Genomic DNA, 24,920 nt, shown 5'->3' with positions numbered 1-24,920 from the left:
AGTGACCCCGCGTTGCTGTCTGCTATGGCTCACGAGGACTGCGCCCCATGGCTCTAGGCCTGCGCCTGGATGGCCGTGATGGCCACCGTGTTCACGATGTCCTCCACGGTGCAGCCGCGGGAAAGATCGTTGACCGGCTTGCGGAGCCCCTGCAGGACGGGCCCGACGGCGACCGCCCCCGAGCTCTGCTGCACCGCCTTGTACGTGTTGTTGCCGGTGTTCAGGTCGGGGAAGATGAACACCGTCGCCTGCCCGGCCACCGATGAACCCGGCATTTTGGACTCGGCAATGGACGCGTCCACGGCGGCGTCGTACTGGATGGGACCTTCGACGGCGAGATCCGGGCGGCGTGCACGCACCAGTTCGGTGGCCTGCCGGACTTCGTCCACCGCCCCGCCGGAGCCTGAGGCGCCGGTGGAGTAGGACAGCATGGCCACGCGTGGCTCCACCCCGAACTGCGCGGCGGTTTCCGCCGACGCCTGGGCGATGTCCGCAAGCTGCTCCACGTTCGGGTCCGGGTTCACGGCGCAGTCACCGTAAACCAGCACCCGGTCCGGCATGAGCATCAGGAACACCGAGGACACGATTTTCACGCCGTCGCGGGTCTTCACGAACTCCAGCGCGGGGCGGATGGTGTGCGCGGTGGTGTGCGCGGCGCCGGACACCATGCCGTCCACCACGCCCAGCTGGACCATCATGGTGCCGAAGTAGCTGCCGTCCTGCATGGTTTCGAGTGCTTTGGCCAGATCCACGCCTTTGTGCGCGCGGAGTTCGGCGTACTTTTCGGCGAATTTTTGGCGCAGCTCCGAGGTGGCCGGGTCCACGATGTTGATCCCGGAGAGGTCGATGCCGTTGGCCGCGGCAAGCTCGCGCACGTCTGATTCGGGCCCGAGCAAGGTGAGGTCGCAGACGTCGCGGCGGTGCAGGATTTCGGCGGCCCGCAGGATCCGCACGTCCGTCCCCTCCGGCAGCACCACATGCCGGCGCTGCCCGCGGGCCCGCTCGATGAGGTCGTGCAGGAACCGCAGCGGGGTCATCCGTTCCGGACGTGGCAGGTGGAGCCGTTCCACCAGCTCGGCCTCATCCACACGTTTGGACCAGAGGCCCAGGGCGGAGGCCACCTTGCGGCGGTGCCCGGACCAGATCTCACTCCTGACCTCGGAAACGCGTTTGGCAGTCAGGTAGGTGTCCTCGGAAGCGGCAAACACCGGGAACGGGGCCTGCGCCAGGAGCGGGTAGATGTTGGCATCCGGCGCCAGGCCGCCGGTGAGGATCAGTGCCGATGGCACGGGGAACTCGGGCGAGAACGACGACGCCAGGCAGGCCACCATCACGTCCGCCCGGTCACCGGGAACGATCACCAGGGCACCCTCTTCGAGCACGTTCAGGAAGTTGCCCACGTTCATGGCCGCGACCTTGATGTCCCGCACGTCGCGTTCCATGTCCGCGCGGCCGGCGATCTGCCGCACACCCAGGGCGGCGGCCACCTCGCCGGTGGTGGGCCGGGCGATCTCGTCCAGCTCAGGCAGGATGTAGACAGGCCGGCCGGAGGCGCCCACCGTCACCTCGGCGGCGATCCGCTCCACGAGCGCGGGATCGGCGCGGTTCACCATGATGGCCAGCAGCGAGCATTTCTCCGCGATCAGCTCCTTGCGGGCAACCTCGACGGCGGCCGCGGCTTCGGCAACGCTGAGCCCCTTTGCGCCCACCACGGCAACCACCGGCGCGGCCAGGTTATTGGCCAGCCGGGCGTTGAGGTCAAACTCGACGGCGGCGTCCTGGCCGGTCAGGTCAGTCCCCTCCACAATCACCACGTCGCAGTCCTTGGCGATGTCAGCGAAGATTTCCACGCAGCGGGCGTCGATCTCGGCCCGCTTTCCGTCTGCGAGGAGGGCACGCACCTCGGCGGACGTCAGGCCGCCGCGGCACCGGTCGTCGTCGAGCCCGAAGCGTGCCTTCATCAGCGCCACCATGGGGTCATCCGCCGTATCCGGGCCATGGACCACCGGTTTGAAGAAGCCGATCCGGTCCGCGTGCCGGTGGAGCGTGTCCGCGAGGCCCAGGGCTATAAGGGATTTGCCCGAGCCCGGAGTGGTTGCGCTGACATAAATGCCTTTGGCCATGGTCCGCCCTTTGCTGTGCTGGTGCAGGTCTCCTCCCATCCTTGCACCTTCAGGGGTTGAGCCCGTCGAAACCCCGCCCGGCCCTGCGTGCGCGGCACAGCAAGGGGGGGAGCTGCCTTGCTTCGGAACCGCCTGCGGCGAGGCCGACAAACCGGGCTACCTCCCGGCGCGCCCTAAGCCTTGTGTCCGGGCGCGACTTCGATTCGCGTTTGTCCAGTGCCTCGCCCTCCACGCGGAGGGTGTCGCCGATGAACACCGGCTTGGGGAACTCGATGTCCCGGAAACCCAGGTTGCCCAAGGTGGTGCCCAGGGTGGTCTGACGCTAACCTCGGCCAGCGGCGGCTCACCGCACGGCCGCTTCGGTGGCAATGCCTGGCAACTTGTTGCCAGTTTTTGGCAATCGATTGCGTATGCGATGCTTAACCGCTTATTGTGGTAGAGCGCCGACGCAGTGGTGGGCGCTTTCTCCAGAAAAGGAACAGCAATGACGCACAGCCCTTTGCCTACGGGAACCCCCACGCATGGTGCACTCCAACCACCGGCGGTCAACAAAACCGAGCTGCGCCGCGCTGGCTGGGCCGGCTTTATCGGCACCGTCCTGGAAAACTACGACATGGTGGTTTACGGCGTCGGCACGGCCATCATCTTCAATACCCTGTTCTTCCCCAACGTCTCCCCCGCGGTGGGCTTCATCGCCAGCTTCGGCGCATACGCCGTCGGCTTCATCGCCCGGCCCATGGGTGGCCTGTTCTTCTCCCGCTACGGTGACAAAATCGGCCGCAAGTTTGTCCTGGTGGCCACGCTGGCCCTGATGGGCACTGCAACCTTCGCCATGGGCCTGCTCCCCACCTACGAATCCGTGGGTATCCTGGCCCCCATCCTGCTGACCGTCCTGCGGTTCATTCAGGGCTTCGGCGCCGGAGCGGAAATGGCCAGCGCCGTGGTGCTGCTGACCGAGTTTGCCCCCAAGGGCAAGCGCGGAGCCATGACGTCGCTCGTCTGGGCGGGTGCGGCCGTCGGCTCCGTCTTCGGGTCCGCCGCCTGGATCCTGGTCCAGATGATGCCGCGCGAAGACCTCGAGTCCTGGGGCTGGCGCCTGGTGTTCCTCTCCAGCGCAGTGGTGACGGTAGCCGCCTACCTGATCCGCCGCAACATGAAGGAATCGCCGGTCTTCGCCGAGCTGAAGAAGGAACAAGTCGAGGCCGCTTCCCCGGTCTCGGAGGTGCTCAAGAAGGGCCGCCGGCCGCTGCGCCAGGTCTTCCTCATCAACATGGGCACGCATGCCCACTCCTACATTTACCAGGCGTTCCTGGGCACCTTCCTGATCTCCGTGGTCAACATCGACAAGGCCCTTATCCCCCAGATGCTGGCCATGGGCGGCCTCTTCGCCATCCCCGCCGCGCTCATCGCAGGACGCGCAACCGACCGCTGGGGCCGCAAGCCCGTCAACGTCTGCATCCTGGGCTTCCTCTTCCTGTTCTCCTTCCCGGCATTCTGGCTCAGCAGCACCGGTAATATCTGGCTGATTGCCCTCGTGTACGCGGTGGGCTTCACCTTTGCCGTTGAGGGCGGCATCGCAGCCCAGTCGGCCATGTACGCCGAACTGTTCGGTTCCAAGTACCGCTACGCCGGCGTGGCCATCGCCCGGGAATTCTCGGCGATCTTCGGCGGCGGCATTGCCCCGATCATCTGCTCCGCCCTGCTGGTGTGGGCCACCAATTCGTACTGGCCCATCGCCGTCTACATGATGATCGTCGTGGGCATCTCCCTGTTCCAGGCCATCAAGACTCCCGAGACCAAGGACCGCGACCTCACGCTGGAAGAAAACGCCAGCTAAATCCGCGCCTTAGCAAAAGCGGTGGCCCACGAACCGTGGGCCACCGCTTTTGTCGATCGGGGCATGGCAGAAGCCGAGCGGCGGCTGGCTCAGAGCTGGTAATCAGCCAGGCCACCCAACGTCTCGTGGACGCAGAGGATGTTGTGTTCGCTATCCATGAACCAGGCGCACTTCTCGGAGTCCGTGGTACAGATATGGTTTTCGGTCCTCCGGTTGGGCAGGTCGTAGTCCTGGAACCGGACGCCTTTGGCCTCCATGTCCTGCACAGTCCGCTCAATATCGCGCACCTCGAAGCTGAGGGCGGTGTGCTCGGAATGCTTTCCATCCGAAACCGGCTTCAACTGCAGCCTCGGACCGCCGTCGGTACCGAGCAATTCGCTGCCATCGTCTGTCATTCCGCGGTGCGGGAGGCCCAGTTTCTCGGTATAGAAACTGCGGGCGCGCGCTGCGTCATCAACGGGCAGGATGGTTGTGGCTGAGTTCAGGGCTAGGTTCATTTGGCCACCTCCTACGAGAGAAATTTTACGCCCGCACAGCTCCAAACGCTCTCTCACTTCCTGCATGTTTCCGGCCCGCGATACTCCGACGTGGACCGGCGTGGGTGACAAGAAGTGAGAGAGGATCGGTCAGAACCCGCATTAAGTGAGAGAGCGTTCTGGGGGCGGGTTACCTAAGCTGCCGCTTGCGCCGCCGGACCAGCGCCAGGAACACACCGCCGACGGCGAGCGCTCCGGCTGCGATGCCAGCGGCCAGGAGGAGTCCGGACACACCGGTGTTGGCCAGGTTCACGGACCGGTCATCCCCCAGCGGAAGTACGACGGCGGCGCTGTTGCCTAAGGGAGCCGACGCACCGTTTGCCGCGGGCACCGCCGCCGGAGTTTCGACCGGCGCGGGCGTAACCGCCAGCTGGGCCGGCGGGGCCGGCTGGGCCGACGGGGCCGGCGGGGCCGGCGGGGCCGGCTGGACAGCTTCGGGCGTGGGAGCCGCTGCAGCGAACTCAAACGCGGTGGGCCCCGATGTACTGAACCCATTGACTGTTTCGGCAGTAAAGCGCAGGGGCCCGGACACGGCAGGGGCCGTAAACGACCACGCGCCGGCCAAATCCGCGGGGACTTCAATCGGCGTCTCACCGGCCACGGTGATCCTGACCTTCGAACCTGCTGCGACTGCCGACGCCGGCGCCGCGGGCACCCGTCCCGTGACGGTCTGGCCGGCGTCGAACGCTGCACCCGGGGCGTGCGAGGTCACCGTCGGCTTGTTGAGGAACAGTTGGAGCTGGACTCCTCCTGGGATGCTGGTGACCGAGTCCTCAAGAGTGGCGGCAATGGCTCTCGTCTGTACGCCTTCGAGCGATTCGGCCCCCGTGTGCGTGCCGACGGCATAGTTGCCGCTGATCCAGGGGCCGCCGGAATCACCGCCTGCCGACTTTACGGATGCTGAGTCGAAGGCACGAACTGGGCGCAGGTCATTGTCGTAATCCGGCGGCACGCTCTTTGACCCACGCATCATCACGATCGCAATCGAATCGATGGCGCCACACTTCCACCCCGTTGTCCGCCCCGATCGGCAGACGGGTTCGCCCTGCAAGGGCGCCGTGGTCCCCACGATCTTGACCGGATCCGGAGTTTTTACAGTGCCCCACGTGGTGGCAGCCGGCTGAAGATTGAGGTCGCGGGTGATGTCCCGGAGGACGGCGATATCCGTGCCGACGACGGCGCCGTCCACTGTTGCCGCCGCATTGTTCGGGCCGCCAAACTGGCTGAACCCGAAACTACCGAGCGGCGCCAGCGAAGGTAGCGTCGAGGGAGCGGGAGCAGTGGTCCGGGCTGCTGGAGCCCAACTGAGCGGCTCAAGACTGGCAGCCTTGGCCAAACCGTCTTTAGTGCAGTGCCCGGCAGTGAGTACAAGCGGCAGCCCAGTGGGGCCAAACGCGCTGAAGCCCGTCGAGCACGTGGCCAAATTGTCGACGAAGTATCCTTGGCCGCCGAAAATATCGTCCTCGGTTTTGACGGCTGCCCCCTTCTCCAGCTGGACGTTCGTGTAGCGGGACACGAACTGGGCAGGGGTCAACTTTTGGCCCGTCGCCGATCCATTCGCGGACGCCTGCGGTGGGCCCACACCGGTTAGGTTGCCCGGGATGTCGGACTCCGAAGTATTCGCAGAACCGGTGCGGATCACGAAGTGCCCGTCGGTGTAGGCCACTGCCTGAAGACCTCGGGTTCCAACGTCCCGGACATAGGCCTGGAACAGCTGATCTATGTTCTGCGCCAACACCTCCGGTTCAGAAGAAGAGGGAGTGGGCGAGGCAGCCTTGGATGCGGGCGTTGGAGGCTGTGCTGGCGGTTCAGGGGTTGACGGCGCCACCAGCACAAAGCTTGCAGGGCCGGGGTGGTTCAGCTCATCCACTTTGGATTGGAGGGCCGGGCCCGCACCCTGAACCAGGATCTTGCTATTCTTCAGACTGACGCCCACAAAGCCTTGGACTACTTGTAAGGACTTCATGGCTCCGGCTGCCCGCCGCCCAAGTTCCCCGGCGGCGTTGAATTCCGGCAAGTTCATGCCCAGATCACGAAGGACCGCCTCGGAAAGGCCTGCCTCAGAGGGACCGGCCGACGGAAGGCCAGCAGTTGGTACGTTGCCAGCCAGACTGGTGGCACCGCCGGCGCTGGGATCATTCGTACCCGAACTACCCGGGGTTGAGCTTTCCGTAGTGACCACTCCCGGGAAGGCCCCAGCCGGGACGGCGCCGAAGCCCAAGGCCAAGGCCAGGGCCATTCCAGCAAGTGTTCCTGCGGCGAAAATTCGTTTCATTCGGGTAGCCGTTCGCTCAAGTACGTCCATTCCGCCCGTGAGCCGTAACCCCTTCTCACGTGCCCGTTACCAGCTGTCACACTGGCCACATACATCACAAGGGTAACCGGCCGCCAACGAGGCGTTCAACGGCGGCGACTTCTTCAGGAGACAGGCCGTTCTGCAGCAGGAATGTCCGGGTATCCAGGTCCCGGACAAATTTCACCACGGTCCGGCCGCGTTGCTCCAGCAGGGGCGTCAGTTCGGCGTTGTGGAGATAGCGTTCCCGCGCGTGGGGAGGCCCGTGCGTCCGGTAGCGCTGGTTGATGCCGCGGGCCGCTTTCGCGTAGCCGTCAGCGATGAGTTGGTCGGAGTGGCCGGCGAGATCCTGCAGCATCGATGCAACCATCCCGCTGCGGTCCCGGCCGGCCGCGCAGTGGATGACCACGGCACCGCTTGCGACCGCGGCCACGGTGCGGAAGACTTCCACGAACTTCTCCGGGTAAAGCCTGACGTTGTGCAGGTAATGGGAGGGATCGTTCAGGTAGGGCCCGCACAAGGCGGTGAATCGCGGATCGTCGGGCTCCTCCGTGGGGGCGATGACGATGTTCACTCCAGACCACGCGTTGTCAGTTACAGCCGGGTCCGTTTCCCGGCGCAGCGCCTCGCGGGGGTGACGCAGATCCACCACGGTGCGGACGCCGTCGTCGTATGCCTCCTGCCACCCGGTTTCGGTGAGCCATTCGCGCCGCCCCATGCGGTAGACGCCGCCCGCGACGTGCCAGGCATTAACGGCCCCGTCCCAGCCCACGGCCCCGCCTCGTTTGTCCACCCGCAAAGCTAAGCACAAACCCGTTCCCGGCTCCATGCGCGGATGCCAGTATTCACACGTAGCCGAGCATACGGAAAGTCGAGTACACCCACTCAGTGACGGGTGCGGGCATGGGGCGTACGGTAATCATTACCCGTTTGTGTCTCTCGTCCAATTGAACAATCTGAGGGGAATCCGATGGCAACGACAACAGTACGACGGCGGCGCTCGGCATTTGCAGCTGGACTCGCCACCCTGGCAATGGTTCTCGGTCTCGCAGCGGCCCCTGCCCAGGCCGTGGCTAAAATCGACTATTACGTTGCTCTGGGCGACTCATACGCCGCCGGGCAGGGGGCCGGACCCTACCTGGACGCTTGTTTTCGCAGTGAGAATGCCTATTCCGAACTCGCGGATAACCTAAAAACCGTTAAGAAGGTCACAAATGCGGCGTGCGGCGGCAGGACGACCCAGGGCGTGGTGAACGAACAGCTTGGCCAACTGAACAGGAAGACTGAACTCGTTACCATCACCGCCGGCGGCAACAACCTCGGGTTTGCGAATATCGTCACCTATTGCGGGGCAGTCGCCTTTGGGGATACCACCGCAGGTCCGGCGTGTGGGGTTGCCAGCGCCTACGCGGAGGCCCAGTTCACCACCGGGCAACTGTACGTCGACGTGCTTTCGATGATTCAGAGCGTGCACGCCGCCGCGCCCAACGCCAGGATTGTGGTGACCGGATACCCCTACCTCTTTGATCCCATAGCCGATGGGCGGACCGATTCCTTGGCCCTATTCACCTACCAAGCCACCAAACTGGCCGACAACCTAGACGGAACTATCGCGCTCGCTGCCACCAAGGCGGCCCTAGGCGGAATCGACGTGAATTACGTCGACGTCAGGATGGCATTCGCCGGTCACGGCATTATGACTCCTGATCCGTGGATAAATTTCGGCAGCCCCGCGGTGGCTGATAACTTCCATCCGAACGCTCAGGGTTATCAAGCGTACTTCGCAGCACTGAGCGCCGCCGGGGCCTATTTGGCTTCTAAGCGCGCTTAGCGAGCCTGTGTTCGAGCCCGTTCCGGACCATGGGCCACTCGTGTTCCAGGATGGAGAACACCATCTTGTCGCGCAGCACGCCGTCGGACGTCCGGCGGTGGCTTCGCAGCACGCCGTCCTGCTTGGCGCCGAGCCTGGCAATGGCCTCCCGCGACTGCCAGGTGTAGCCGATCTCCACGCGGGGCGTGGCGGCGTCGACATTGCAGTATGTGGTCATGCCGATGATCCGGCCCGGCCCACCCGTGGCCGGATCGATCAGCCGGGTGGTGAACGGCAGCATGGACCTCTGCTCCTGCATCGCCAGCCTGCGGTGGATCTCCGCGGCCATCTCCTCCGGCCTGGGAACGGCCGCGTACCAAAGCTTCCAGAGCTCGCCGTCCCGGGCTGCCGCCATCAGGCCATCGTGGTGCCCAGGCGTCAGCGGCTCAAAAATGACGTGCCGGCCGGTCAGCGTAACTGGTTCAAGAAATTCACTGCACCAGCCTAGGTCCATCAACGGCTGCCGGTTACTCTGGGGACACCACCAGGACGCCGAGACGAGGGAGTTATCGTGTCAGGACCTAACCCCGATCCGCAGGAGGACAAGATCACAGGCCTGGAACCGGGCGGTGGTGTTCCTCCCGGCGAAACACCGCCCGGCGAGGGTTCCGTGGCAGGCACTCACGAGCCAACGCAACGTGGTTCCGGAAAGGGCCAGCAGGTTTTTTGGATCGCAGCCATCTCAGGCGGAGTGCTGCTGTTCCTGCTCTTTTTCATCGGCTACATCGTGGGGTTCTTCGTCTGACCACCCGCCGCCCCGGTCAGGCGACCACTACGCCCAGGTGACCTGCCAGAAGCGGTGCCATCAGGCTCAGCTGGTACTCATCGATCACCAGTCCGGCCAGACTGCCGAGCCCGCTGAGGGTCCGGACATCCGTGCCGCGGAGATCGAAATCCTTCACTCTGGCGCCGGTCAGGTCCAACGTCCCGATGGTGCAGTTCTTTAGCGCCACCCTGGTCCCGGCGGCGGAACCCAGGTCGAGTTCGTTGATGATGCAGTCGGTGATGAGCACGTCCGTCAGTCTGGCGCCCCGTAGGTTCAGGAAGTCCAGTTTCCCGCCGTCGATCCGCACCGATTGCCAGCCGCTCTCGTAGAGCTCGGCGGACCCCAGCCGGGGGTTGTTCAGGTGCACATCGCGCCACGTGGAGCGGGCTGCCGTGAAAACGGGGGCGTACAACTCGGACAGGACACAATCGCGGAAACCAGCCCCCCGAAGTTGGGTGTCGTTAAAGGAGGCGCCCTGGAAATCACACTCAGCGAACTCCGTGCCGCTCAACTCCAGCCCGTCGGCGGCCACACGGCTGTACCGGACGCCGTCGTACTTTTCACCACGCCGGAAGTCCGGCGCAGGATCGTCGGAGAGGTCCTCCAGCCGGACCCCGCTGACGCGGGGACCGGTGACCTTGGGCGGCTTGACCGCCACTACAGCGATTCCGCTTTGGCCGCGATTTCCGCCAGATCCTTGGCCAGAGCCTTGCGCGTGATGCTCATGCCGATTTTTCCGAACAGCGCCATGGTGATCTTGCTGAGCACGGTGGGCTTGACCACGTCGGCGCCGAACGTCAGCGTGAGGTCTGTGCCGCCATCGCGCTCGGCCAGGCTAAAGCGGGTGGTGTAATCGGCGCGGCCCTGGAGTGCCTTGACTGTGGTGCCGCGGGGCGGGTCAGCCTGGGCCACCCACATTTCCACCGTTTCCGCCCGGCCCATCATGGTCCGCGTTTCCTTCCAGCGCGTTCCTTCGCCATAGGGCCCGTCGTTCAGCATCTGCACGGAATCGATGCCGGACAGGGTGGCGGCGGAGCCCGGGATGTCCGAGATGACGGCCCAGACCTTGTCCGGACTGGCATGGATGTGCTGGGTCAGGGTTGTTTCGTGGTCCATGCATCGAGCCTAGCGGGGCCCGCTGACATTTAGCAGACAACGGTGGTGCCAGGCACTTGAAATGGTAAGCATGCTTTGTGTTATGGTGAAAATGCACTGTTCGATCCAAAGGAAGCGAAAGGTGGCCGGAAACCATGGGCCTCGGAGACAAGATCAGCAACGAAGCAGAAAACCTCGGCGGCAAGGCAAAGGAAGCGACCGGCAAAGCCACCGACAACGACCGACTCAAAGCAGAAGGCCAGACCGACCAGGTCAAGGCTGGCGCCAAAAAGGTCGGCGAAGATGTCAAGGACACCTTCAAGAAGGACTAGTTCTTCTTGAACCGGACGGCGGTGGGTTCCCCTGGGGATCCGCCGCCGTTCTTTTTGCCCCTCCCCCATCGGCTGCAATGAAGAGCGGCTACCCTAGGCCCATGACCCACGTCGACCTGAGCGCCGAAAGTGCCGCTGCCGGAGGTTCGCCCTCCCTGGGCGGTTACCTCGCTACACCTTCCGGAGCCGGCCCGTTTCCAGCCGTCCTGATGATCCACGAAGCCTTCGGCCTGACCGACCTCATGCGCGGGCACGCAGACCGGCTGGCCCGGGCAGGCTACCTGACGCTGGCGGTGGACCTGTTCAGCGACGGCGGTACCCGGGGCTGCCTGGTCAGCACCATGCGGAGCATGATGGCCGGGAGCGGCCGGGCCTTCACCGACCTTGCCACCGCCCGGACCTGGCTGGCCATTTCGCCGCTGTCCACGGGCAAAACCGGGGTGATCGGGTTCTGCATGGGCGGCGGCTTTGCGCTGCTGGTGGCCCGCGACGGCTTCGACGCGGCCTCGGTTAACTACGGGCGTCTGCCGGGGAATCTTGAGGACGCCCTCCGCGGCGCCTGCCCCATCGTGGCCAACTTCGGCGGCCGCGACATCACCCTCAAGGGGGCAGCCGGCAAGCTCGAATCAGCACTGGACAACCTCGGCATCGAAAACAGTGTCAAGGAATTCCCCACCGCCGGCCATTCGTTCCTGAATGATGCAGACGTGGGCCCGGCGGTGTTGCGTCCGCTGATGCGCGTCATGGGCATCGGCCCGGATCCGGAATCCTCCCCCGAGGCATGGCAGCGGATCGAGGACCACTTCGCCAGGTACCTCAAGGAATAATTGCCCCTCCACGGCGAAGTTTCGACAGGCTCAACCACCGGTGACCCGCCCAACCACCGAGCGGCGAGCTCAACCACCGACGACGACGGCGGGCCGCCCCCGAGAGGGTGACCCGCCGACGTCGTACTTCTTTGCGTCCTGCACAGACGCGGAAAGCCCTAGCTGAAGAGAGCGCTCTTGGGCTCGTTGTGCTTGACCTTCTGCCAGCCCAGCCACAGCACCAGCGCGAAGAACGGAATGGTGGCAAGCGTCCAAAGGCCCAGCATGAACACTTCGCCGGTTTCACTGGTCATGGTGTCGAAACCGATCAGCACGGTGATGGCCAGCAGCGCCACCAGTCCGGCCCAGCTGGTCCACGGCGCGCCGGGCATGGGCAGCGGCGAGACCTTGCCCTTCTTCTTCCGCAGCGCAATCTGGCTCGCAAAGATGGAACCCCACGTGAAGATCACGCCGATCGAGGCCGAGTTCAGGGCGAGGTCGAACGCGTGCGAGCCGCCCAGCCAGATGTTCAGCAGGATGCCCACCAGGTACACGGCGGCGATCGCCAGGATGGCGGCGTACGGAATGTGGCGGCTGGACATTTTGGTCAGCCACTGCGGGGCGTGGCCGTTGTTGGCCATGGTGCGGAAGATGCGGCCGATGGAATACAGGCCGGTGTTGCAGGAGGACAGGGCAGCGGTGATGACGATCATGTTCATCACGTCGCCCATCCAGCCTAGGCCCATCTGGCCGAAGACGGTGACGAACGGCGAGGTGCCGGCATGGTACTGGTCCGAGGGCAGCAGCATGGCCAGCAGCGTCACGGAGCCTACGTAGAACACCACGATGCGGAAGACCACGGCGCGGATTGCCTTGGGGACTTCGCGCTCCGGGTTCTCCATTTCGCCGGCGGTGATGCCCACCAGTTCGATCGCGTTGTAGGCGAAGATGACGGCGTTGAGCACCAGGATCATCACCAGGGCGCCCTTGGGGAACATGCCGCCGTCGTCGTGGAAGAGGTTGTTGACGGACGCGTGTCCGTCGCCCACCTTGGCGTTGGTGACCACCATGAAGGTGCCCACGGCCAGGAAGATGAGGATGGCGGCCACCTTGAGGCAGGAGGCCCAGAATTCGAATTCGCCGAATGCCTTGACGCTGAGCAGGTTCACGGCCACCAGCAGCACCAGCGCGGCGATGGCGGACAGCTCAACGGGGACGTTGGGGAAGAAGAACTGGAAGTACAGGCCGATGGCGATCAGCTCGGCGATGCCCGTCATGGCCCAGTTGATGAAGTACATCCAGCCGGACAGGTAAGCGCCCTTTTTGCCGAACATTTCACCGGCGTAGCTGACGAACGAACCGGACGTCTGGCGGTACATGATCAGCTCGCCGAGTGCCCGCATCAGCAGGTAGGCGATGACGCCGGCGATGGCGTAGGAGAAGACCAGGGCGGGTCCGGTGGAGGCCAGGCGTCCGCCGGCTCCCATAAAGAGCCCGACGCCGATCGCGCCGCCCATCGCGATCATGGTCACGTGGCGGCGGCTCAGGGTCTTTTTGTAGCCCTCAGCGCTGAGGGAAGAGTCGACGGCGGCGGATGGGGCCGTCTGGCTCTGAAGTTCTGTGGGGGTACTTTGAGGCACAACAGTTCCTTGTGGGTTGGGGATGTGCCGGCACCGGACGCCGGGAGTTTTTGTCCAGATAATTCGGCTTTTAGAGCCGTTCAGGGGAATTATCTGGACAAAAACTCTCAGGACGTCGAAGTTCGCGCGGCTCACCCATTCTACAAGGCGAGGGGGAGTGTTCGTGACGCGGGCTACATTCAGCGGCAGTTAAGCTGAATAATTGACAAGCTATTGGCTGCTTCGCAGAACAATGTTCCGCTCGGCGTCCATCCGCACCTCTTAAGTGATTAATGGTTCGGCGCCGGTGGTTGAGCACCCCGTTTCCAGCTGGAACGCGTGCTGGTGGAGCGGACACATCACCACCTTCCGGGTCGACGGTGCCGTCCGCGATGGGGCCGCCTTTGTGCGGACAGACAGCGGACAGTGCGCGCAGGGTGCCGTCCCCGAGCCGGAAGACAGCCACCTGCTCCCCGCCCACGCCAAAGACCCTGCCCTCGCCCAAGGGGATTTGATCCACGGGACCCAGAAGATGCTGAGCGTTCAAAGTCCGTCCATCGGCGGCATGTGGGAGCGGCTGCCGGCGGCGATGATGAGCGTGTCGTACGGCGTCACCCTGCCGTCGCTGAAGAACACGTGTTGGGTGGTGATCATGGACAGATCCTGTCGGCCGGCGGAAAGACTGGCATGAGCCCATCATCCGCCGCCGATGTTTCCGCCCGCCGGTCGGTCCGTAAATTTTCCCTTACGCAAAACTCACCGGCGAAAAGTGACGCCTTGCGGTGCGGGGCGCTGGATCAGAGCCGCGCCAGAACACCCTTGTCCATGGAGTACCGGATCCAGCGTCCGGCCTCGTCGGTCCGCGATTGTTCGCTTTTCTTCGCGCACCGGGCAAACCAGCCCCGGAGGGCCCTGTCATGGCTCACCATCACGAGAGTCCCGGCGAAATCCGCGAGCGCCTCCTCGAGCTGCTCCACGAGAACGGGCGCCAGGTGGTTGGTTGGTTCATCCACGATGAGGGTGCCGTAGCCGCCCAGCAGGAGACGGGCCAAGGCGAGCCTGCGCTGCTGGCCTGCGGAGAGGCTGCCCACAGGGACGTGGAACTCGCTGGTGCGGAACAGGCCCAGGCGCAGGAGTGCTTCGGCGTGTTCATCGATGTTGCCGCCCAGGCCGGCCACAAAGGCGGGCAGCAGGCGGAGGGAGGGACGTTGCGGCAGTTCGAGCTCCTGCTGGAGGTAGCCGATCCGAGCCGGCCGCTTCACTCTCCCCCCGGCCGGCTCCAAAGTGCCCGCGAGCACGGAGAGCAACGTGGACTTGCCGGCGCCGTTGGGACCAGTGATGAGGATCTTCTCGCCGGCGCCCGCTTCGAAATCAGTGGGTGCGAGGCGGCCGGGAACCTGCACGCCTCGGGCTGCCAGGACTGCTGACGGCCCACCCAGCGCGGCCGACGGCGGCCCGACCCCGGCGTCGACGGCCAGCTCCGCATTGAGCCGCAACGGCACCGGCGGGCGGTCCACCGGGCTGGCTTCAAGCCGGCGCAGGCGTTCCTGGGCATTGCGGACCTTGCTGCTCGCCGCTTTCTGCCAGGTGCCGGCCTTGAAATCGAAGCCCATTTTGTCGCCGTCGCGCTTGCGTGCGTAGCCCATCTTCCCGGTCACGGTATCTGCCTGACGCTGTTCGGCCTCCATCGCGTCAATCCAGGTATGGTACTGCTGGACCCAGCGCTGGCGTTCGGCGGCCTTCTCGCGGAGATACCCGTCATAGCCGTTGCCGTAACGGGTCACAGCGCAGCGCTCGGCATCCACCTCGATGACCGTGGTGGCTACCTTGCGGAGCAGCACACGGTCGTGGGACACCACCACCACAGTGCCGCGATGCGCCGCCAGCCGGTCCTCCAGCCAGGCCGTACCCCGCGCATCCAGGTGGTTGGTGGGTTCGTCCAGGAGCAGGATATCCGCAGGATCGGCCAGGACACAGGCCAGCGCCACGCGTTCCTGTTCGCCGCCGGAGAGCGAGCCCAGGATCCGGTTCCGGTCCAGGCCGCCGAGGCCCAGCCGGTCCAGCGCGGCCTCCACCCGGGATTCCGCGGCATAGCCTTCGCGCAGCTGATACTCGGTCTGCAGCCGGCCATACGTTTCCAGTGCGTCGTCCCCGGCCTCGGACAGGCCCGCCTCCAGCCGGTCCAGCTCGGCCTCCAGCGCCCGCAGCGACACGAGGGATGTGTCGATGGAAGCACCCACGGTGAAGGATCCGGGCAGTCCGTGGGTCTGGGCGAGGTAGCCCACGCGGCCTTGGCTGGCTACGGTGCCTTCGTTGGGAGCTTCCAGGCCGGCCATGATCCGGAGCAGCGTGGATTTCCCGGCGCCATTTTCCCCCACGATCGCCACATGCTCACCGGCGGTGATCACCAGGGTGATGGCGTCCAGCAACTGGCGGTCGCCATAGCTGTGGGAGACGCCTGAAAGGTTTAGGTGTTCGGTCACGAGAAGTCCTTGTAATTTTCCGCAGTGTGGCCAGGGCTGTACCGAAAGTGATCAGGTAATGCTCGACGACGGCACTGGATTCGGGGGAACAGTCCGGGCGTGGCCGGGCTGCGGCTTAGGACTTCATCGGTCCAGCCGCACGCGCGCAGCCGCGTCCGTCAATAACAGCGGCAGCCGCGCACCTAAAGCGTACCGCCCGAGCGTACACCCGCCGTCGGAGGTTCTCCGCAGCCGCCCCTGCAGCCCGGGGGTGCAGCGGATTCTGGCGAGTTAGGCTGAACCTATGGCAACCATCCACCGGCGACCACCCGCTCCGCAGCCGGAGCTGTACCGGTTTTCCACCCTCGACTTCACCACCGTCGGCCTGTACGTGGCCGCTGCCGGACTCTTCGCCGTCGCCGGGGAACTGCTCGCCCCGTTCCTGCGCCAACTGGCACCCAGCCCCGCCGCGGCGTCGTACGGAGTGAACCTCCTCTTCTATGGGTCTATCGGCATCCTCGCTGTGATCGCCGCCCGGCGCGTGATGGCCCGGGACCTGCAGGTGCTGGCCACCCGCCCCTGGTTCACGCTCATGATGGTGCCCCTGGCAGTGATAGCCATGATGATCCTCACCGCGGTGGTGGTGTCGGCCGCCGGCGGGGTTCAGATGTTCGCGAACCAAGCTGGGCTGCAGGAACTCATGCAGCAGGTCCCCGCGTGGCTGATGGTGCCCGTGGTGGTGATTGTGGGCCCGTTTGTGGAGGAGTACATCTTCCGGCACCTGCTAATCGGCAAGCTCAGCCGCCGGCTCAACATCTGGCTGTGCTGTGCCTTGTCCGTAGTGCTGTTCGCCGCCCTCCACATCGTGGGCCAGGAAGCCATCACACTTCCGGCCCTGCTGCCGTACCTGGCCATGGGCGCCACCTTGGTGTTTGTGTATGTGTGGACCGGGAAGAACGTGATGTTCTCCTACTTTGTGCACGCGGCGAAGAACCTCCTGGCCGTGGTGTTTATCTACGCCATCCCGCCCGAGCTCTTCGAACAGCTCCAGCAGGCCCAGCCCTAAAGCAACGACTTCTGCATCAGCTGAGCCGATTACTAGACTTGTCCGGTGAGCAACCAAATTCCCGCCAAGGTGTCCGACGTCTTTGACCCCACCCGCTGGCGCACCGTGTCCGGCTTCGACGATTTTCAGGACATGACCTACCACCGGCAGGTGGAGCGCTCCGGCACCGTTACCAGGGACCTGCCCACCGTCCGGATCGCGTTCAACCGCCCGGAGGTCCGGAACGCGTTCCGCCCCGGCACCGTGGACGAGCTTTACCGCGCAATGGACCACGCCCGGATGACGCCGGATGTCGCCACCGTGCTGCTCACCGGCAACGGCCCCTCCCCGAAAGACGGCGGCCACTCATTCTGCTCCGGCGGGGACCAGCGGATCCGTGGACGTGACGGCTACCGCTATGCCGACGGCGAGACCCAGGAAACCATCGACCCCGCACGTGCCGGCCGCCTCCACATTCTGGAGGTCCAGCGGCTCATGCGCACCATGCCCAAGGTGGTCATCGCCGTCGTGAACGGCTGGGCCGCCGGTGGCGGGCACTCCCTGCACGTGGTCTCCGACCTCACCATCGCCTCCCGCCAGCACGGCAAGTTCAAGCAGACGGACGCCACGGTGGGAAGCTTCGACGCCGGTTACGGCTCGGCTCTGCTGGCCCGCCAGATCGGCCAAAAGTCCGCCCGGGAAATCTTCTTCCTGGCCCGCGAGTACTCCGCGGAGGACATGGTCCGGATGGGCGCCGTGAACGAGGCCGTGGACCACGAACGCCTCGAGGAAGTGGCCCTGGAATACGCCGCGGACATCGCCCGCCAGTCACCCCAGGCCATCCGCATGCTCAAATTCGCCTTCAACCTCGCCGACGACGGCCTGGCCGGCCAGCAGGTCTTCGCCGGCGAAGCCACCCGCCTGGCCTACATGACGGATGAGGCGGTGGAAGGAAAGGAAGCTTTCCTGGAAAAACGCGACCCGGACTGGTCCCGCTTCCCGCACTACTTCTAAGGCAGGAAGGCACATGAACATCGGACACCAGCACATCGGGCCTCTGGACATCGAACCTGCACTCACTGCCCTAACCGCTGCCCTCCGCGGCGAGGGGCCCGCCGTCGAACTTTCCGTGAGCCCCGACGGCGAGCTGGTGGTGGGTCACACGGAGACACCCGGCTGCGATGACGCCGTGGCGGTGGTCCGTACGTCCGGCTCGACCGGCGCGCCGAAGGCCACAGTCCTGACTGTCGAGGCGCTGGCGGCCTCTTCCATGGCCACCGCGCTGGCACTCCAGGGCGAAGGCCAGTGGCTGCTGGCGCTGCCGGTGCAGTTCGTGGCTGGCGTCCAGGTCCTGGTGCGGTCCCTGTTCGCCGGGACGCGGCCGTGGGTCATGGACATGTCCGGCGGCTTCACGCCCGCGGCGTTCACGGCCGGCGCCCTGGAGCTGACCGATAAGGTCCGCTTCACCTCGCTGGTGCCCACCCAGCTTCAGCGCCTCCTCGACTCGCCGTCCGCGGAAACGTTGGCCGTGCTCCGCCGCTTCGACGGCATCCTGCTGGGCGGCGCGCCGGCGTCGGCCGGGCTGTTGGCGGCCGCCCGCGAGGCCGGCCTGAAGGTCATCACCACCTACGGCTCCGCTGAAACGTGCGGCGGCTGCGTGTACGACGGCGTGCCGCTGACGGGCGTGGAAGTCCGGATAACGGAGCACGGCCGGATCCTGCTGGGCGGCGACACCGTGGCCGCCGGCTACCTCGACGCGCCCGAAAGCACGGACACGTTTTATGAGGAAGACGGCGTCCGCTGGTACCGCACAAATGATCTGGGCACGCTGGACGCGGACGGCCGGCTCACCGTGCTGGGCCGCGCCGACGACGTCATCATCACCGGCGGCGTCAAGGTCTCCGCGGCGCATGTGCAGGAAGAGCTGGTAAAGTCCGACGGCGTCGCAGCGGCTTTTGTAGCAGGCGTTCCGTCCGCTGAATGGGGCCAGGCCGTGGCCGCCTACGTTGCGCTGGCAGGCGCCGACGGCGCCTCCCCCACCGGGGATCACGCCGTCGTACTTGAACAGGACTGGCACCGGCGGCTGGGCCTGCTGGCGCCGAAAACGGTGCTGGCAGCCACCGAGTTGCTCATGCTTCCCAACGGCAAGCCGGACCGCCTGGCCATGATCGAGCGGCTCAACTCCCTGCACGAGGGAAAGTAGAGTAGAGCTGCACCGGCGGCGCGACTGCGGCCGGTGCGCAACCGTTTCACCGTTCTCCCAACCCAACACGAGGTACACACCGTGGCCACAGCCGCACAATGGATCCAAGGCGCCCGCCTCCGCACGTTACCGGCCGCCATCGCCCCGGTGCTGATCGGCACCGCAGCGGCCTACGAGCTGAATTCATTCCGCCCCGTCAACGCCGTCCTGGCTGCCTTGGTGGCGCTGCTTCTGCAGCTGGGGGTGAACTATGCCAACGACTATTCCGACGGCGTCCGCGGCACCGACGAGGATCGGGTGGGCCCGCTGCGGCTGGTGGGCTCGGGCGCGGCCAAACCCGAGCATGTGAAATATGCCGCATTCGGAATGTTTGCCCTAGCCATGCTGTTCGGCCTGGCGCTGGTGATCATCACCCAGAGCTGGTGGCTGATCCTCGTGGGAATTGGCTGCGTGGTGGCGGCCTGGGGTTACACCGGTGGCAAGAACCCCTACGGCTACATGGGCCTGGGCGACGTATTTGTGTTTGTCTTCTTTGGCCTGGTGGCAACCCTCGGAACCACCTACACCCAGGCCGGGCAGGTGAGCCTGCCAGCGGTCATCGGCGCGATTGGTACCGGCCTGATTGCGTGCGCCCTGCTGATGGCCAACAACGTCCGCGATATCCCCACGGACCTCCAGGCCGGGAAGAAGACCCTGGCCGTGCGCCTGGGTGACAAGCATGCCCGCGAAAGCTACGTGCTGATGCTCGCAGTGGCCATCCTGCTGGTGGTGATCCTCGCGCCGGGGCGGCCGTGGATACTGATCGTGCTGCTCCTCATCCCGGCCTGCCTGATGCCAGCCTGGCTGATGATCAACGGCCGCAAACGCAAGAGCCTGATCCCCGTGCTCAAACAGACCGGCCTGATCAACCTCGGCTACAGCCTGCTGTTCTCACTGGGGCTGGTGCTCAGCCACGGATTCTAGGCGTCGGGGGTCTTGGGGGTGCTGCTGCGGATGGTGACGTCCGGGTTGGCTGCCGTGAGCCTGTCCTCGGCGTCCGCGTCAGCGGCCTCACCGGCGCTACGCGCCGGTTTGGTCTTTCCGGTGAACCGGTCATGGAGGGCGGCGGCCGCGTCGTCGCGCTGCTTCTGGAAGAACAGGTAGCTGACCGCGAAAGCGATCAGCCCCGCGCAGATGACGGACAGCACCGCCCCCAGCTGCAGGAACATAAACAACGCAAAGAGCGGCGCAAACAGCGCCAGCCGGATCAGGGAGTATTTCAGGAAGGCCACTATCCAAGTTTAGCCGCCCTGCCTGAACGCCAGCCGCCTGCGGACGATAGACTTAATGGCATGCTCTTCCGTGTGGGTTTGGCCGTGGCAGTTCTCGTCATCTTTGTGTATGGCCTCGTGGACGTGATCCGCACTGACGCACGCCTGACCCGGGGCATTTCCAAACCGGCCTGGATCATTGTGATGATTGTCCTGCCGGTGATCGGCGCCATCCTGTGGCTCCTGATCGGCCGTCCCCGGGACTCCGCTCCGGGCCGCCGGAGCTACGGCGGGCCCACGGCTCCGGATGATGATCCCGATTTCCTCCGGAACCTGGAAATGCGCCGCCGGAACCAGGCCGAAGCCGCCCGCCTCAAGAAGCTTAATGATGAACTCGACGCCAAGGCGAAGGCCGACGACGATCCTGCGGGTGCCGGACCGGACAGCACAGGAGACGCAGACTCCCATGACACCGGCGACATGAAGTAGGACCTATGCCACAGCACCCCGACGGAAAAAACCAACTGCCAGTTGCACCCGACGGGGCCGCTTCGCCCCCGCCGCGGCCCGGCCTGTCCTACTGGGCCCCAGCGCCTATCGAGGTCATCCCGCCCACGCCCCGCGGCGTCAGCCTGGCGCGGGTACTTTGGCTGCTCAGCTTCGTCGCTGGTGTGGCCGTCATCGTAGGCTCTTTCCTCGCCCGGACCTCCCACTTGGAGCGGCTCCGCGCCGTGGTGGACAAGATGGCCCCGGGCGGAGATGCCAACGCCATCAGCACGTCCACTGCCATCGTTTTCTGGAGCAGCCTCAGCGTCCTGCTTCTGCTGATTGTGCTTCAGGTGGTGCTGCTCGCTGTTATCTTTGCCCGCCGCGGCTGGGCCCGCTGGCTGTTGTTCCTGCTGCTGACGTGCCAGATCCCGGCGATGGCGGTGGCCGCTGCGTTCCTGGTTCCCGAGGGCGACGCCGGCAGTACCGTTCTCCTCCTGTGGGCCGCCCAGTTGGTGCTCGCGTTCGTTGGTCTGCTGGTCCTGTTCCTGCCAGCCGCCGGGAGGTGGTTCCGGTCGCGGCTTCCCCGGCCTTAGCGGTCCCTATATCTCGCGGCGCTGCTGCGGCGGCGCGTCCTCAGGCGGGCTGCCGGTGCAACTGCAGCCCTGCGGACTCCGCCAGGATGCCCTCGCAGCTGCGCATCACTACACGGCACGCCTCCACCGCGGACCGGTCCGTCAATGGATTCTCGGACACGACCCGCCACCGGTGGAGGATCTGATGTGCTGTGGTGCTGATGTCCTCCGGCGACGCCTCCGGAGCGAGACCCAGCCGGACGTGCGCTGCCACACCGTCTCCACCTATGACCCGCTCCGCTTCGGTGGCCAGTTCGTGCCTTAGGGTAACTCCGGTGGTGCGCAACGTGGCCAGGAGGCGCAGCTCCCGGAACTCGTGTGCGTTGATCTGAAGGCGTTCCAGCGCTGCTATCAGGTGCGGTGTGCCGCTCCGCGGTGAGTTGCGCAGCAGTGCTTCCACGCCCACCAGGGCGGTGCGGGCCTTCAGCGCGTCGGCACGGGCGTGGAACTGCCCCGCCAGCATGGCCAGCAGCGGGTCCAGCCCGCTGCGCCGGGCCAGCTCATGCGCCAGCGGCGTGGGGTCGGTGAAGCCCGCGCGGATCAGGACAACGCCCAGCCGGATCCCGAACAGCCCAAACCGCGCAAGCAGTTGCGCCCTCGCATCCGCCGTGAGGCCTTCCGGAACGTCCGAGCGCAGGAACCTGTCTGCGGAAAGCAGCAACCGTTCCCGTTCCCCCCGGCCCATGGCGGCCAGGAGCGCCAGCGACTCGTAGTCGGACTGGCGCATGCTCCGGGCGCTCTGGGCCAGGAGACCTGCCACCGGGACCACCCCCAATGCCAGCTTGCGCAGGCTGGGGTCCCGGCGGTACCGCTCGGCGATGTCCCCCGCGGAAAGCAGGGAATCAATCCTGCCCGCGCCGATTTCATCGGCCCGGGACAGGACAGCCAAAGCATTGACTGTGCCGGAGCGTCCCGCTTCTGTGTCCTTGAAGGACTCCAGAAACCGGAGATCGGCTGCGTGCATGTGCCGCATCAGGTAGACCACGGCGTCGGCCTGGGAGGGCGAATCTTCAGGTGTGAGGAAACCGACGGACCGCGCAGACACGTCCTCGGACAGTGAGGCGATGCCCGGGGTGTCGATAAGGGTAACGTTCCGCAGGCTCTCCGACGGCCACTCCACTACCAGGCGTTCCACGTCCTGGGATCGTTCCTTACCCAGGTCGAACACGAGCCGCCCGTTGGTCCGCTTCAGGGGCAGGAGGCGCGGTTCGCCTGCCACGGGGTGGAGCGTGATGCGGGGCGAATGGGCAAACCTGTACCACGTGACGACGCGGGTGCATTCTCCGGTGTCGGTAGGGGCAATTTCTTCCCCGATGATTGCGTTAAGCAGAGTTGACTTTCCGGCTTTGACCATCCCTGCAACGGCAATCCGCAAGGGTTCGGCCAGCCTGTCGGCGTACCCGTCCAGCGCTGCCACCGCTGCCGGGTCATCACGGTAGACGGCTTGGGCTGCCTGGATCAGGTCTGCCACGCCGGCGAGGGTCGACGTCCTCATCGGGCAGCCACCACCACGGGTGCCCCCTCTGGTGTGGATGCTGGACCGGTTACTGGCTTGGCCGGTGACGGCTCCTTGTCCACCAGCCCCTGGGCAGCCTGGTTCAGGGCGTCCACCCGCTTGAGTTCGGCCTTGATCTCCCGGACTCGCATTTCCTTTTCCAGCGTATAAGTGGTTGCTGCCTTTTGCGCGGCCGCCACGGAATCCGACAATGAACGGTGGTGTTCCTCGGCAATTTCGGTGAAGTGGTCCCGGGTGGACCGCTGGACCAGCCGGAGCCTGTCCTTCAGCTGCTTTCCCACCTGGAACGTCACGTCGTCCAGCTGGCGGCGGACCAGTACCTTGGCTTCAGCCTGCCGGCGTTTAAGTCTGTTCTCCTTGTCCTCCCGGTACGCCTTGCGCCCCAGCAGCAGGCCGGCGCCAACGGAGAGCGGATTGATCAGGGCCATGCCGAAGATGCCCGTCAGCAGCCCGAACATGAGAACGCCGCCGTAGGAACCCCGCATGCCGATCAGGACTTTTTGCATTGGATTGACGCGCCCGTCATCCAAGGTGGGCATGTCATCCACTGGATCCAGCGCGTCCCCCGTGTCGGAAACGCGGAGCAAAGGGAGCGAGACTTCATCCTCAGAGAAGTGCTCGGCAACCTGCGTGGCCAGCCACTGTGTCCGCTCACTCGTCCAGACGAAGGTGTCCGAGATTGCGGAGGCTGCACACTCCTCGAGCCAATTGGTGAACGCCACCCAACTGGGTCCCGGATCGCCAAGGTCAATGGCGGTCTCGGCCTCGCGCTGGATCCGCCGCAACCGGTCCCGCAGGTCGTACTCCATGTCGGCGATCAGGTCACCGATGCCGTCGTTGAGTGTGATCTGCCAGCGGGCGGAGCGTTTGCGGAGGTCGTCGGCCTCGAGTTTGGCCGCTTCAAGGCCAGCGATCATGGCAGGGGTGGCTTCAGGATCCTCCAACGCGGTCAGCTCGGACTGCAAGGAAAGCCGCAGGTTGTCCGTGACGGAGAGCAGGTCCTGGCTCACCGAGCGTCGCTGGATCCGCTCAGCATTTCCCACAATCTCATTCCGCAGATGGCCGATTAGGGCGGGGAAGCCGGATTCGTTGTTCAGTTCCCCGTCCTGCTGCTGCGCCGCTTCAAGCCGGAGATCCGAGGACACCGGAAACAGCGGAATCTCAGGTGAGACGTCGGCGAGGTGTCCGCGGTCCAGCTCAGCCACCCGGCGCCATTCCGGGTACAGGTCGGTTTTGGACAGCACCCCCACCACGCTGGGCGTGATGCGCATGGCCTGCCGCAGGAACCGCACTTCCGGTTCGGTGTATTCCTGCGAGGCATCCGAGACGAGCAGCATGGCGTCCGCGGTCGGAAGGGCGGTGAGCGTGGTCAGCGTGTGGGTTGAGCCCAAACCGCCGACGCCGGGCGAGTCAACCACCGTCAGGCCGCCGGCAAGCAGTTTACGCGGCAGGAACACCTCGGCGGCCACCAGTTTCTTGGCGTTACCGGGATTCCCGCGCTCGGAGACATAGGCGGCCAGGTCACCGATGTTAATGGGCACGCGTTCGACTGCTTGGTCGTCGAGGAGCTCAGCGTCAGCCCGGGGAAGGAGGACAAATGCGGACGCCGGATCACCGTGCCGGACGACGGTTGGCACGGAGGTGGCGATGTCGTCGTCGACGGGGCACACCGGCGCGTTGACCATGGCGTTAATGAGCTTGCTTTTGCCCTGCTTGAATTCGCCGACAACGATCACGCGGATGCTGGGGTCCGCCAACCGACCCAGCGTCTGCTCTAGGCGTTTCCGAAGGTCAGCCCGCTCTCCCTCGCTGACGAGGTCAATGCCCTGCTGCACCAGCCCGGACAGCTGTGCCGCCGTCAAAGGGTTCGAGGACCTGGCTGGTCCTTGGGGGCCCGGCGTCGTTGCCGGATCCGCGGGTCGCTGCTCTTCAACCATTACCAGTCCTTTGGTCGAGTTCAGAAGTGGAAATCAGGTAGCCCGGGAGGAGCCCGGCAGGAGGTTGGACTCCTGCCGGGCGCCGCCTGGATGCTACTGGGGGTCGCTA

At 65.3% G+C, this 24,920-nt stretch carries 24 protein-coding genes and 1 pseudogene; 11 read left to right on the top strand and 14 right to left on the bottom strand.

The genetic code is table 11. The features are described 5' to 3' along the window. Window positions 1-53 precede the first annotated feature (53 nt). Together pta and ABIB27_RS12805 are read right to left on the bottom strand one after the other, a co-directional pair. Window positions 54-2,123: a phosphate acetyltransferase gene (gene pta, locus ABIB27_RS12810; RefSeq protein ID WP_354217772.1), complete on the bottom strand. Its 2,070-nt coding sequence runs from the start codon at window positions 2,121-2,123 to the stop codon at window positions 54-56. 49 nt (window positions 2,124-2,172) lie between these two features. Next, complete coding sequence (locus ABIB27_RS12805) at window positions 2,173-2,421, bottom strand: hotdog family protein (RefSeq protein WP_354217773.1); 249 nt, start codon at window positions 2,419-2,421, stop codon at window positions 2,173-2,175. A 186-nt stretch (window positions 2,422-2,607) separates the two neighbouring features. On the opposite strand from ABIB27_RS12805, the gene ABIB27_RS12800 reads away from it, so the two are divergent. Then, complete coding sequence (locus tag ABIB27_RS12800) at window positions 2,608-3,960, top strand: MFS transporter (RefSeq protein WP_354217774.1); 1,353 nt, start codon at window positions 2,608-2,610, stop codon at window positions 3,958-3,960. Between the two features lie 89 nt (window positions 3,961-4,049). On the opposite strand, the gene ABIB27_RS12795 is transcribed toward ABIB27_RS12800, so the two are convergent. The 3 genes from ABIB27_RS12795 to ABIB27_RS12785 form a co-directional block, all read right to left on the bottom strand. Continuing rightward, window positions 4,050-4,457, bottom strand: coding sequence for a VOC family protein (locus ABIB27_RS12795; protein ID WP_354217775.1), 408 nt, complete (start codon window positions 4,455-4,457; stop codon window positions 4,050-4,052). A 169-nt stretch (window positions 4,458-4,626) separates the two neighbouring features. Continuing rightward, window positions 4,627-6,771, bottom strand: coding sequence for a S1 family peptidase (locus ABIB27_RS12790; protein WP_354253960.1), 2,145 nt, complete (start codon window positions 6,769-6,771; stop codon window positions 4,627-4,629). 94 nt (window positions 6,772-6,865) lie between these two features. Next, on the bottom strand, window positions 6,866-7,582 hold the full coding sequence (locus ABIB27_RS12785) for a tyrosine-protein phosphatase (protein WP_354253959.1): 717 nt from the start codon (window positions 7,580-7,582) through the stop codon (window positions 6,866-6,868). 177 nt (window positions 7,583-7,759) lie between these two features. Between ABIB27_RS12785 and ABIB27_RS12780 the strand changes: the two genes are divergently transcribed. Beyond that, window positions 7,760-8,620: an SGNH/GDSL hydrolase family protein gene (locus tag ABIB27_RS12780; RefSeq protein ID WP_354217778.1), complete on the top strand. Its 861-nt coding sequence runs from the start codon at window positions 7,760-7,762 to the stop codon at window positions 8,618-8,620. Here the strand turns inward: ABIB27_RS12780 and ABIB27_RS12775 are convergent. After that, on the bottom strand, window positions 8,607-9,113 hold the full coding sequence (locus tag ABIB27_RS12775) for a GNAT family N-acetyltransferase (protein ID WP_354253958.1): 507 nt from the start codon (window positions 9,111-9,113) through the stop codon (window positions 8,607-8,609). The two genes, ABIB27_RS12780 and ABIB27_RS12775, sit on opposite strands and share 14 nt — an antisense overlap. Before the next feature lie 57 nt (window positions 9,114-9,170). Between ABIB27_RS12775 and ABIB27_RS12770 the strand changes: the two genes are divergently transcribed. Further along, window positions 9,171-9,404 (top strand): DUF6480 family protein, encoded by a 234-nt coding sequence (locus ABIB27_RS12770; protein ID WP_354217780.1) that lies wholly within the window; start codon window positions 9,171-9,173, stop codon window positions 9,402-9,404. A 16-nt stretch (window positions 9,405-9,420) separates the two neighbouring features. Here the strand turns inward: ABIB27_RS12770 and ABIB27_RS12765 are convergent, their stop codons facing one another. Both ABIB27_RS12765 and ABIB27_RS12760 read right to left on the bottom strand, forming a co-directional pair. Next, complete coding sequence (locus ABIB27_RS12765) at window positions 9,421-10,083, bottom strand: pentapeptide repeat-containing protein (RefSeq protein WP_354253957.1); 663 nt, start codon at window positions 10,081-10,083, stop codon at window positions 9,421-9,423. Beyond that, complete coding sequence (locus ABIB27_RS12760; protein WP_354217782.1) at window positions 10,083-10,541, bottom strand: SRPBCC family protein; 459 nt, start codon at window positions 10,539-10,541, stop codon at window positions 10,083-10,085. Before ABIB27_RS12760 ends, ABIB27_RS12765 begins: the two co-directional genes overlap by 1 nt. A gap of 134 nt (window positions 10,542-10,675) precedes the next feature. Between ABIB27_RS12760 and ABIB27_RS12755 the strand changes: the two genes are divergently transcribed. Both ABIB27_RS12755 and ABIB27_RS12750 read left to right on the top strand, forming a co-directional pair. After that, the gene (locus ABIB27_RS12755; protein WP_354217783.1) at window positions 10,676-10,852 is read left to right on the top strand and encodes a CsbD family protein; all 177 of its coding nucleotides are present in this window, start codon (window positions 10,676-10,678) and stop codon (window positions 10,850-10,852) included. A gap of 101 nt (window positions 10,853-10,953) precedes the next feature. Continuing rightward, the gene (locus tag ABIB27_RS12750) at window positions 10,954-11,679 is read left to right on the top strand and encodes a dienelactone hydrolase family protein (RefSeq protein ID WP_354217784.1); all 726 of its coding nucleotides are present in this window, start codon (window positions 10,954-10,956) and stop codon (window positions 11,677-11,679) included. Window positions 11,680-11,837: 158 nt separating this feature from the next. Here the strand turns inward: ABIB27_RS12750 and ABIB27_RS12745 are convergent, their stop codons facing one another. From ABIB27_RS12745 to ABIB27_RS12735, 3 genes and pseudogenes are all read right to left on the bottom strand, one after another. After that, complete coding sequence (locus tag ABIB27_RS12745) at window positions 11,838-13,298, bottom strand: amino acid permease (protein ID WP_354217489.1); 1,461 nt, start codon at window positions 13,296-13,298, stop codon at window positions 11,838-11,840. Between the two features lie 261 nt (window positions 13,299-13,559). Beyond that, a pseudogene (locus ABIB27_RS12740) lies at window positions 13,560-13,824 on the bottom strand (Rieske (2Fe-2S) protein). Window positions 13,825-14,074: 250 nt separating this feature from the next. Beyond that, window positions 14,075-15,760, bottom strand: a complete 1,686-nt coding sequence (locus ABIB27_RS12735; RefSeq protein WP_354253956.1) for an ABC-F family ATP-binding cassette domain-containing protein — start codon at window positions 15,758-15,760, stop codon at window positions 14,075-14,077. A 283-nt stretch (window positions 15,761-16,043) separates the two neighbouring features. On the opposite strand from ABIB27_RS12735, the gene ABIB27_RS12730 reads away from it, so the two are divergent. The 4 genes from ABIB27_RS12730 to ABIB27_RS12715 all read left to right on the top strand — a co-directional run bounded on the left by ABIB27_RS12730 (window position 16,044) and on the right by ABIB27_RS12715 (window position 19,950). Then, window positions 16,044-16,805 (top strand): CPBP family intramembrane glutamic endopeptidase, encoded by a 762-nt coding sequence (locus ABIB27_RS12730; RefSeq protein WP_354253955.1) that lies wholly within the window; start codon window positions 16,044-16,046, stop codon window positions 16,803-16,805. Between the two features lie 45 nt (window positions 16,806-16,850). After that, window positions 16,851-17,798, top strand: coding sequence for a 1,4-dihydroxy-2-naphthoyl-CoA synthase (locus tag ABIB27_RS12725; RefSeq protein WP_354217492.1), 948 nt, complete (start codon window positions 16,851-16,853; stop codon window positions 17,796-17,798). 13 nt (window positions 17,799-17,811) lie between these two features. Beyond that, a complete protein-coding gene (locus tag ABIB27_RS12720) occupies window positions 17,812-18,987 on the top strand; it encodes an AMP-binding protein (RefSeq protein ID WP_354217493.1) in 1,176 nt (391 codons plus the stop codon). An 81-nt stretch (window positions 18,988-19,068) separates the two neighbouring features. Then, a complete protein-coding gene (locus ABIB27_RS12715; RefSeq protein WP_354217494.1) occupies window positions 19,069-19,950 on the top strand; it encodes a 1,4-dihydroxy-2-naphthoate polyprenyltransferase in 882 nt (293 codons plus the stop codon). Here ABIB27_RS12715 and ABIB27_RS12710 read toward each other — a convergent pair. Further along, a complete protein-coding gene (locus ABIB27_RS12710; protein ID WP_354217495.1) occupies window positions 19,947-20,258 on the bottom strand; it encodes a DUF4229 domain-containing protein in 312 nt (103 codons plus the stop codon). The two genes, ABIB27_RS12715 and ABIB27_RS12710, sit on opposite strands and share 4 nt — an antisense overlap. 60 nt (window positions 20,259-20,318) lie before the next feature. Here ABIB27_RS12710 and ABIB27_RS12705 point away from each other — a divergent pair, with 60 nt between their 5' ends. After that, complete coding sequence (locus tag ABIB27_RS12705; RefSeq protein ID WP_354217496.1) at window positions 20,319-20,726, top strand: PLD nuclease N-terminal domain-containing protein; 408 nt, start codon at window positions 20,319-20,321, stop codon at window positions 20,724-20,726. Between the two features lie 5 nt (window positions 20,727-20,731). Next, window positions 20,732-21,319, top strand: coding sequence for a hypothetical protein (locus tag ABIB27_RS12700; protein WP_354217497.1), 588 nt, complete (start codon window positions 20,732-20,734; stop codon window positions 21,317-21,319). Window positions 21,320-21,359: 40 nt separating this feature from the next. On the opposite strand, the gene ABIB27_RS12695 is transcribed toward ABIB27_RS12700, so the two are convergent. After that, the gene (locus tag ABIB27_RS12695) at window positions 21,360-22,853 is read right to left on the bottom strand and encodes a dynamin family protein (protein WP_354217498.1); all 1,494 of its coding nucleotides are present in this window, start codon (window positions 22,851-22,853) and stop codon (window positions 21,360-21,362) included. Further along, complete coding sequence (locus ABIB27_RS12690; RefSeq protein ID WP_354217499.1) at window positions 22,850-24,811, bottom strand: dynamin family protein; 1,962 nt, start codon at window positions 24,809-24,811, stop codon at window positions 22,850-22,852. The genes ABIB27_RS12695 and ABIB27_RS12690 overlap by 4 nt, the downstream gene beginning before the upstream one ends. Window positions 24,812-24,920 lie beyond the last annotated feature (109 nt).

The sequence above is a fragment of the Arthrobacter sp. UYEF21 genome, assembly GCF_040546085.1.
In the GTDB taxonomy this organism is placed as follows: domain Bacteria; phylum Actinomycetota; class Actinomycetes; order Actinomycetales; family Micrococcaceae; genus Arthrobacter.
This window is presented reverse-complemented; position numbering and strand designations above follow the sequence as displayed.

Coding starts and splice junctions, on each gene's coding strand:
- ABIB27_RS12780 (WP_354217778.1), top strand. CDS start 7,760: ATGGCAACGACAACAGTACGACGGCGGCGCTCGGCATTTGCAGCTGGA.
- ABIB27_RS12700 (WP_354217497.1), top strand. CDS start 20,732: ATGCCACAGCACCCCGACGGAAAAAACCAACTGCCAGTTGCACCCGAC.
- ABIB27_RS12705 (WP_354217496.1), top strand. CDS start 20,319: ATGCTCTTCCGTGTGGGTTTGGCCGTGGCAGTTCTCGTCATCTTTGTG.
- ABIB27_RS12790 (WP_354253960.1), bottom strand. CDS start 6,771: ATGAAACGAATTTTCGCCGCAGGAACACTTGCTGGAATGGCCCTGGCC.
- ABIB27_RS12695 (WP_354217498.1), bottom strand. CDS start 22,853: ATGAGGACGTCGACCCTCGCCGGCGTGGCAGACCTGATCCAGGCAGCC.
- ABIB27_RS12800 (WP_354217774.1), top strand. CDS start 2,608: ATGACGCACAGCCCTTTGCCTACGGGAACCCCCACGCATGGTGCACTC.
- ABIB27_RS12760 (WP_354217782.1), bottom strand. CDS start 10,541: ATGGACCACGAAACAACCCTGACCCAGCACATCCATGCCAGTCCGGAC.
- ABIB27_RS12690 (WP_354217499.1), bottom strand. CDS start 24,811: ATGGTTGAAGAGCAGCGACCCGCGGATCCGGCAACGACGCCGGGCCCC.
- ABIB27_RS12795 (WP_354217775.1), bottom strand. CDS start 4,457: ATGAACCTAGCCCTGAACTCAGCCACAACCATCCTGCCCGTTGATGAC.
- ABIB27_RS12775 (WP_354253958.1), bottom strand. CDS start 9,113: ATGGACCTAGGCTGGTGCAGTGAATTTCTTGAACCAGTTACGCTGACC.
- ABIB27_RS12755 (WP_354217783.1), top strand. CDS start 10,676: ATGGGCCTCGGAGACAAGATCAGCAACGAAGCAGAAAACCTCGGCGGC.
- ABIB27_RS12730 (WP_354253955.1), top strand. CDS start 16,044: ATGGCAACCATCCACCGGCGACCACCCGCTCCGCAGCCGGAGCTGTAC.
- pta (WP_354217772.1), bottom strand. CDS start 2,123: ATGGCCAAAGGCATTTATGTCAGCGCAACCACTCCGGGCTCGGGCAAA.
- ABIB27_RS12750 (WP_354217784.1), top strand. CDS start 10,954: ATGACCCACGTCGACCTGAGCGCCGAAAGTGCCGCTGCCGGAGGTTCG.
- ABIB27_RS12720 (WP_354217493.1), top strand. CDS start 17,812: ATGAACATCGGACACCAGCACATCGGGCCTCTGGACATCGAACCTGCA.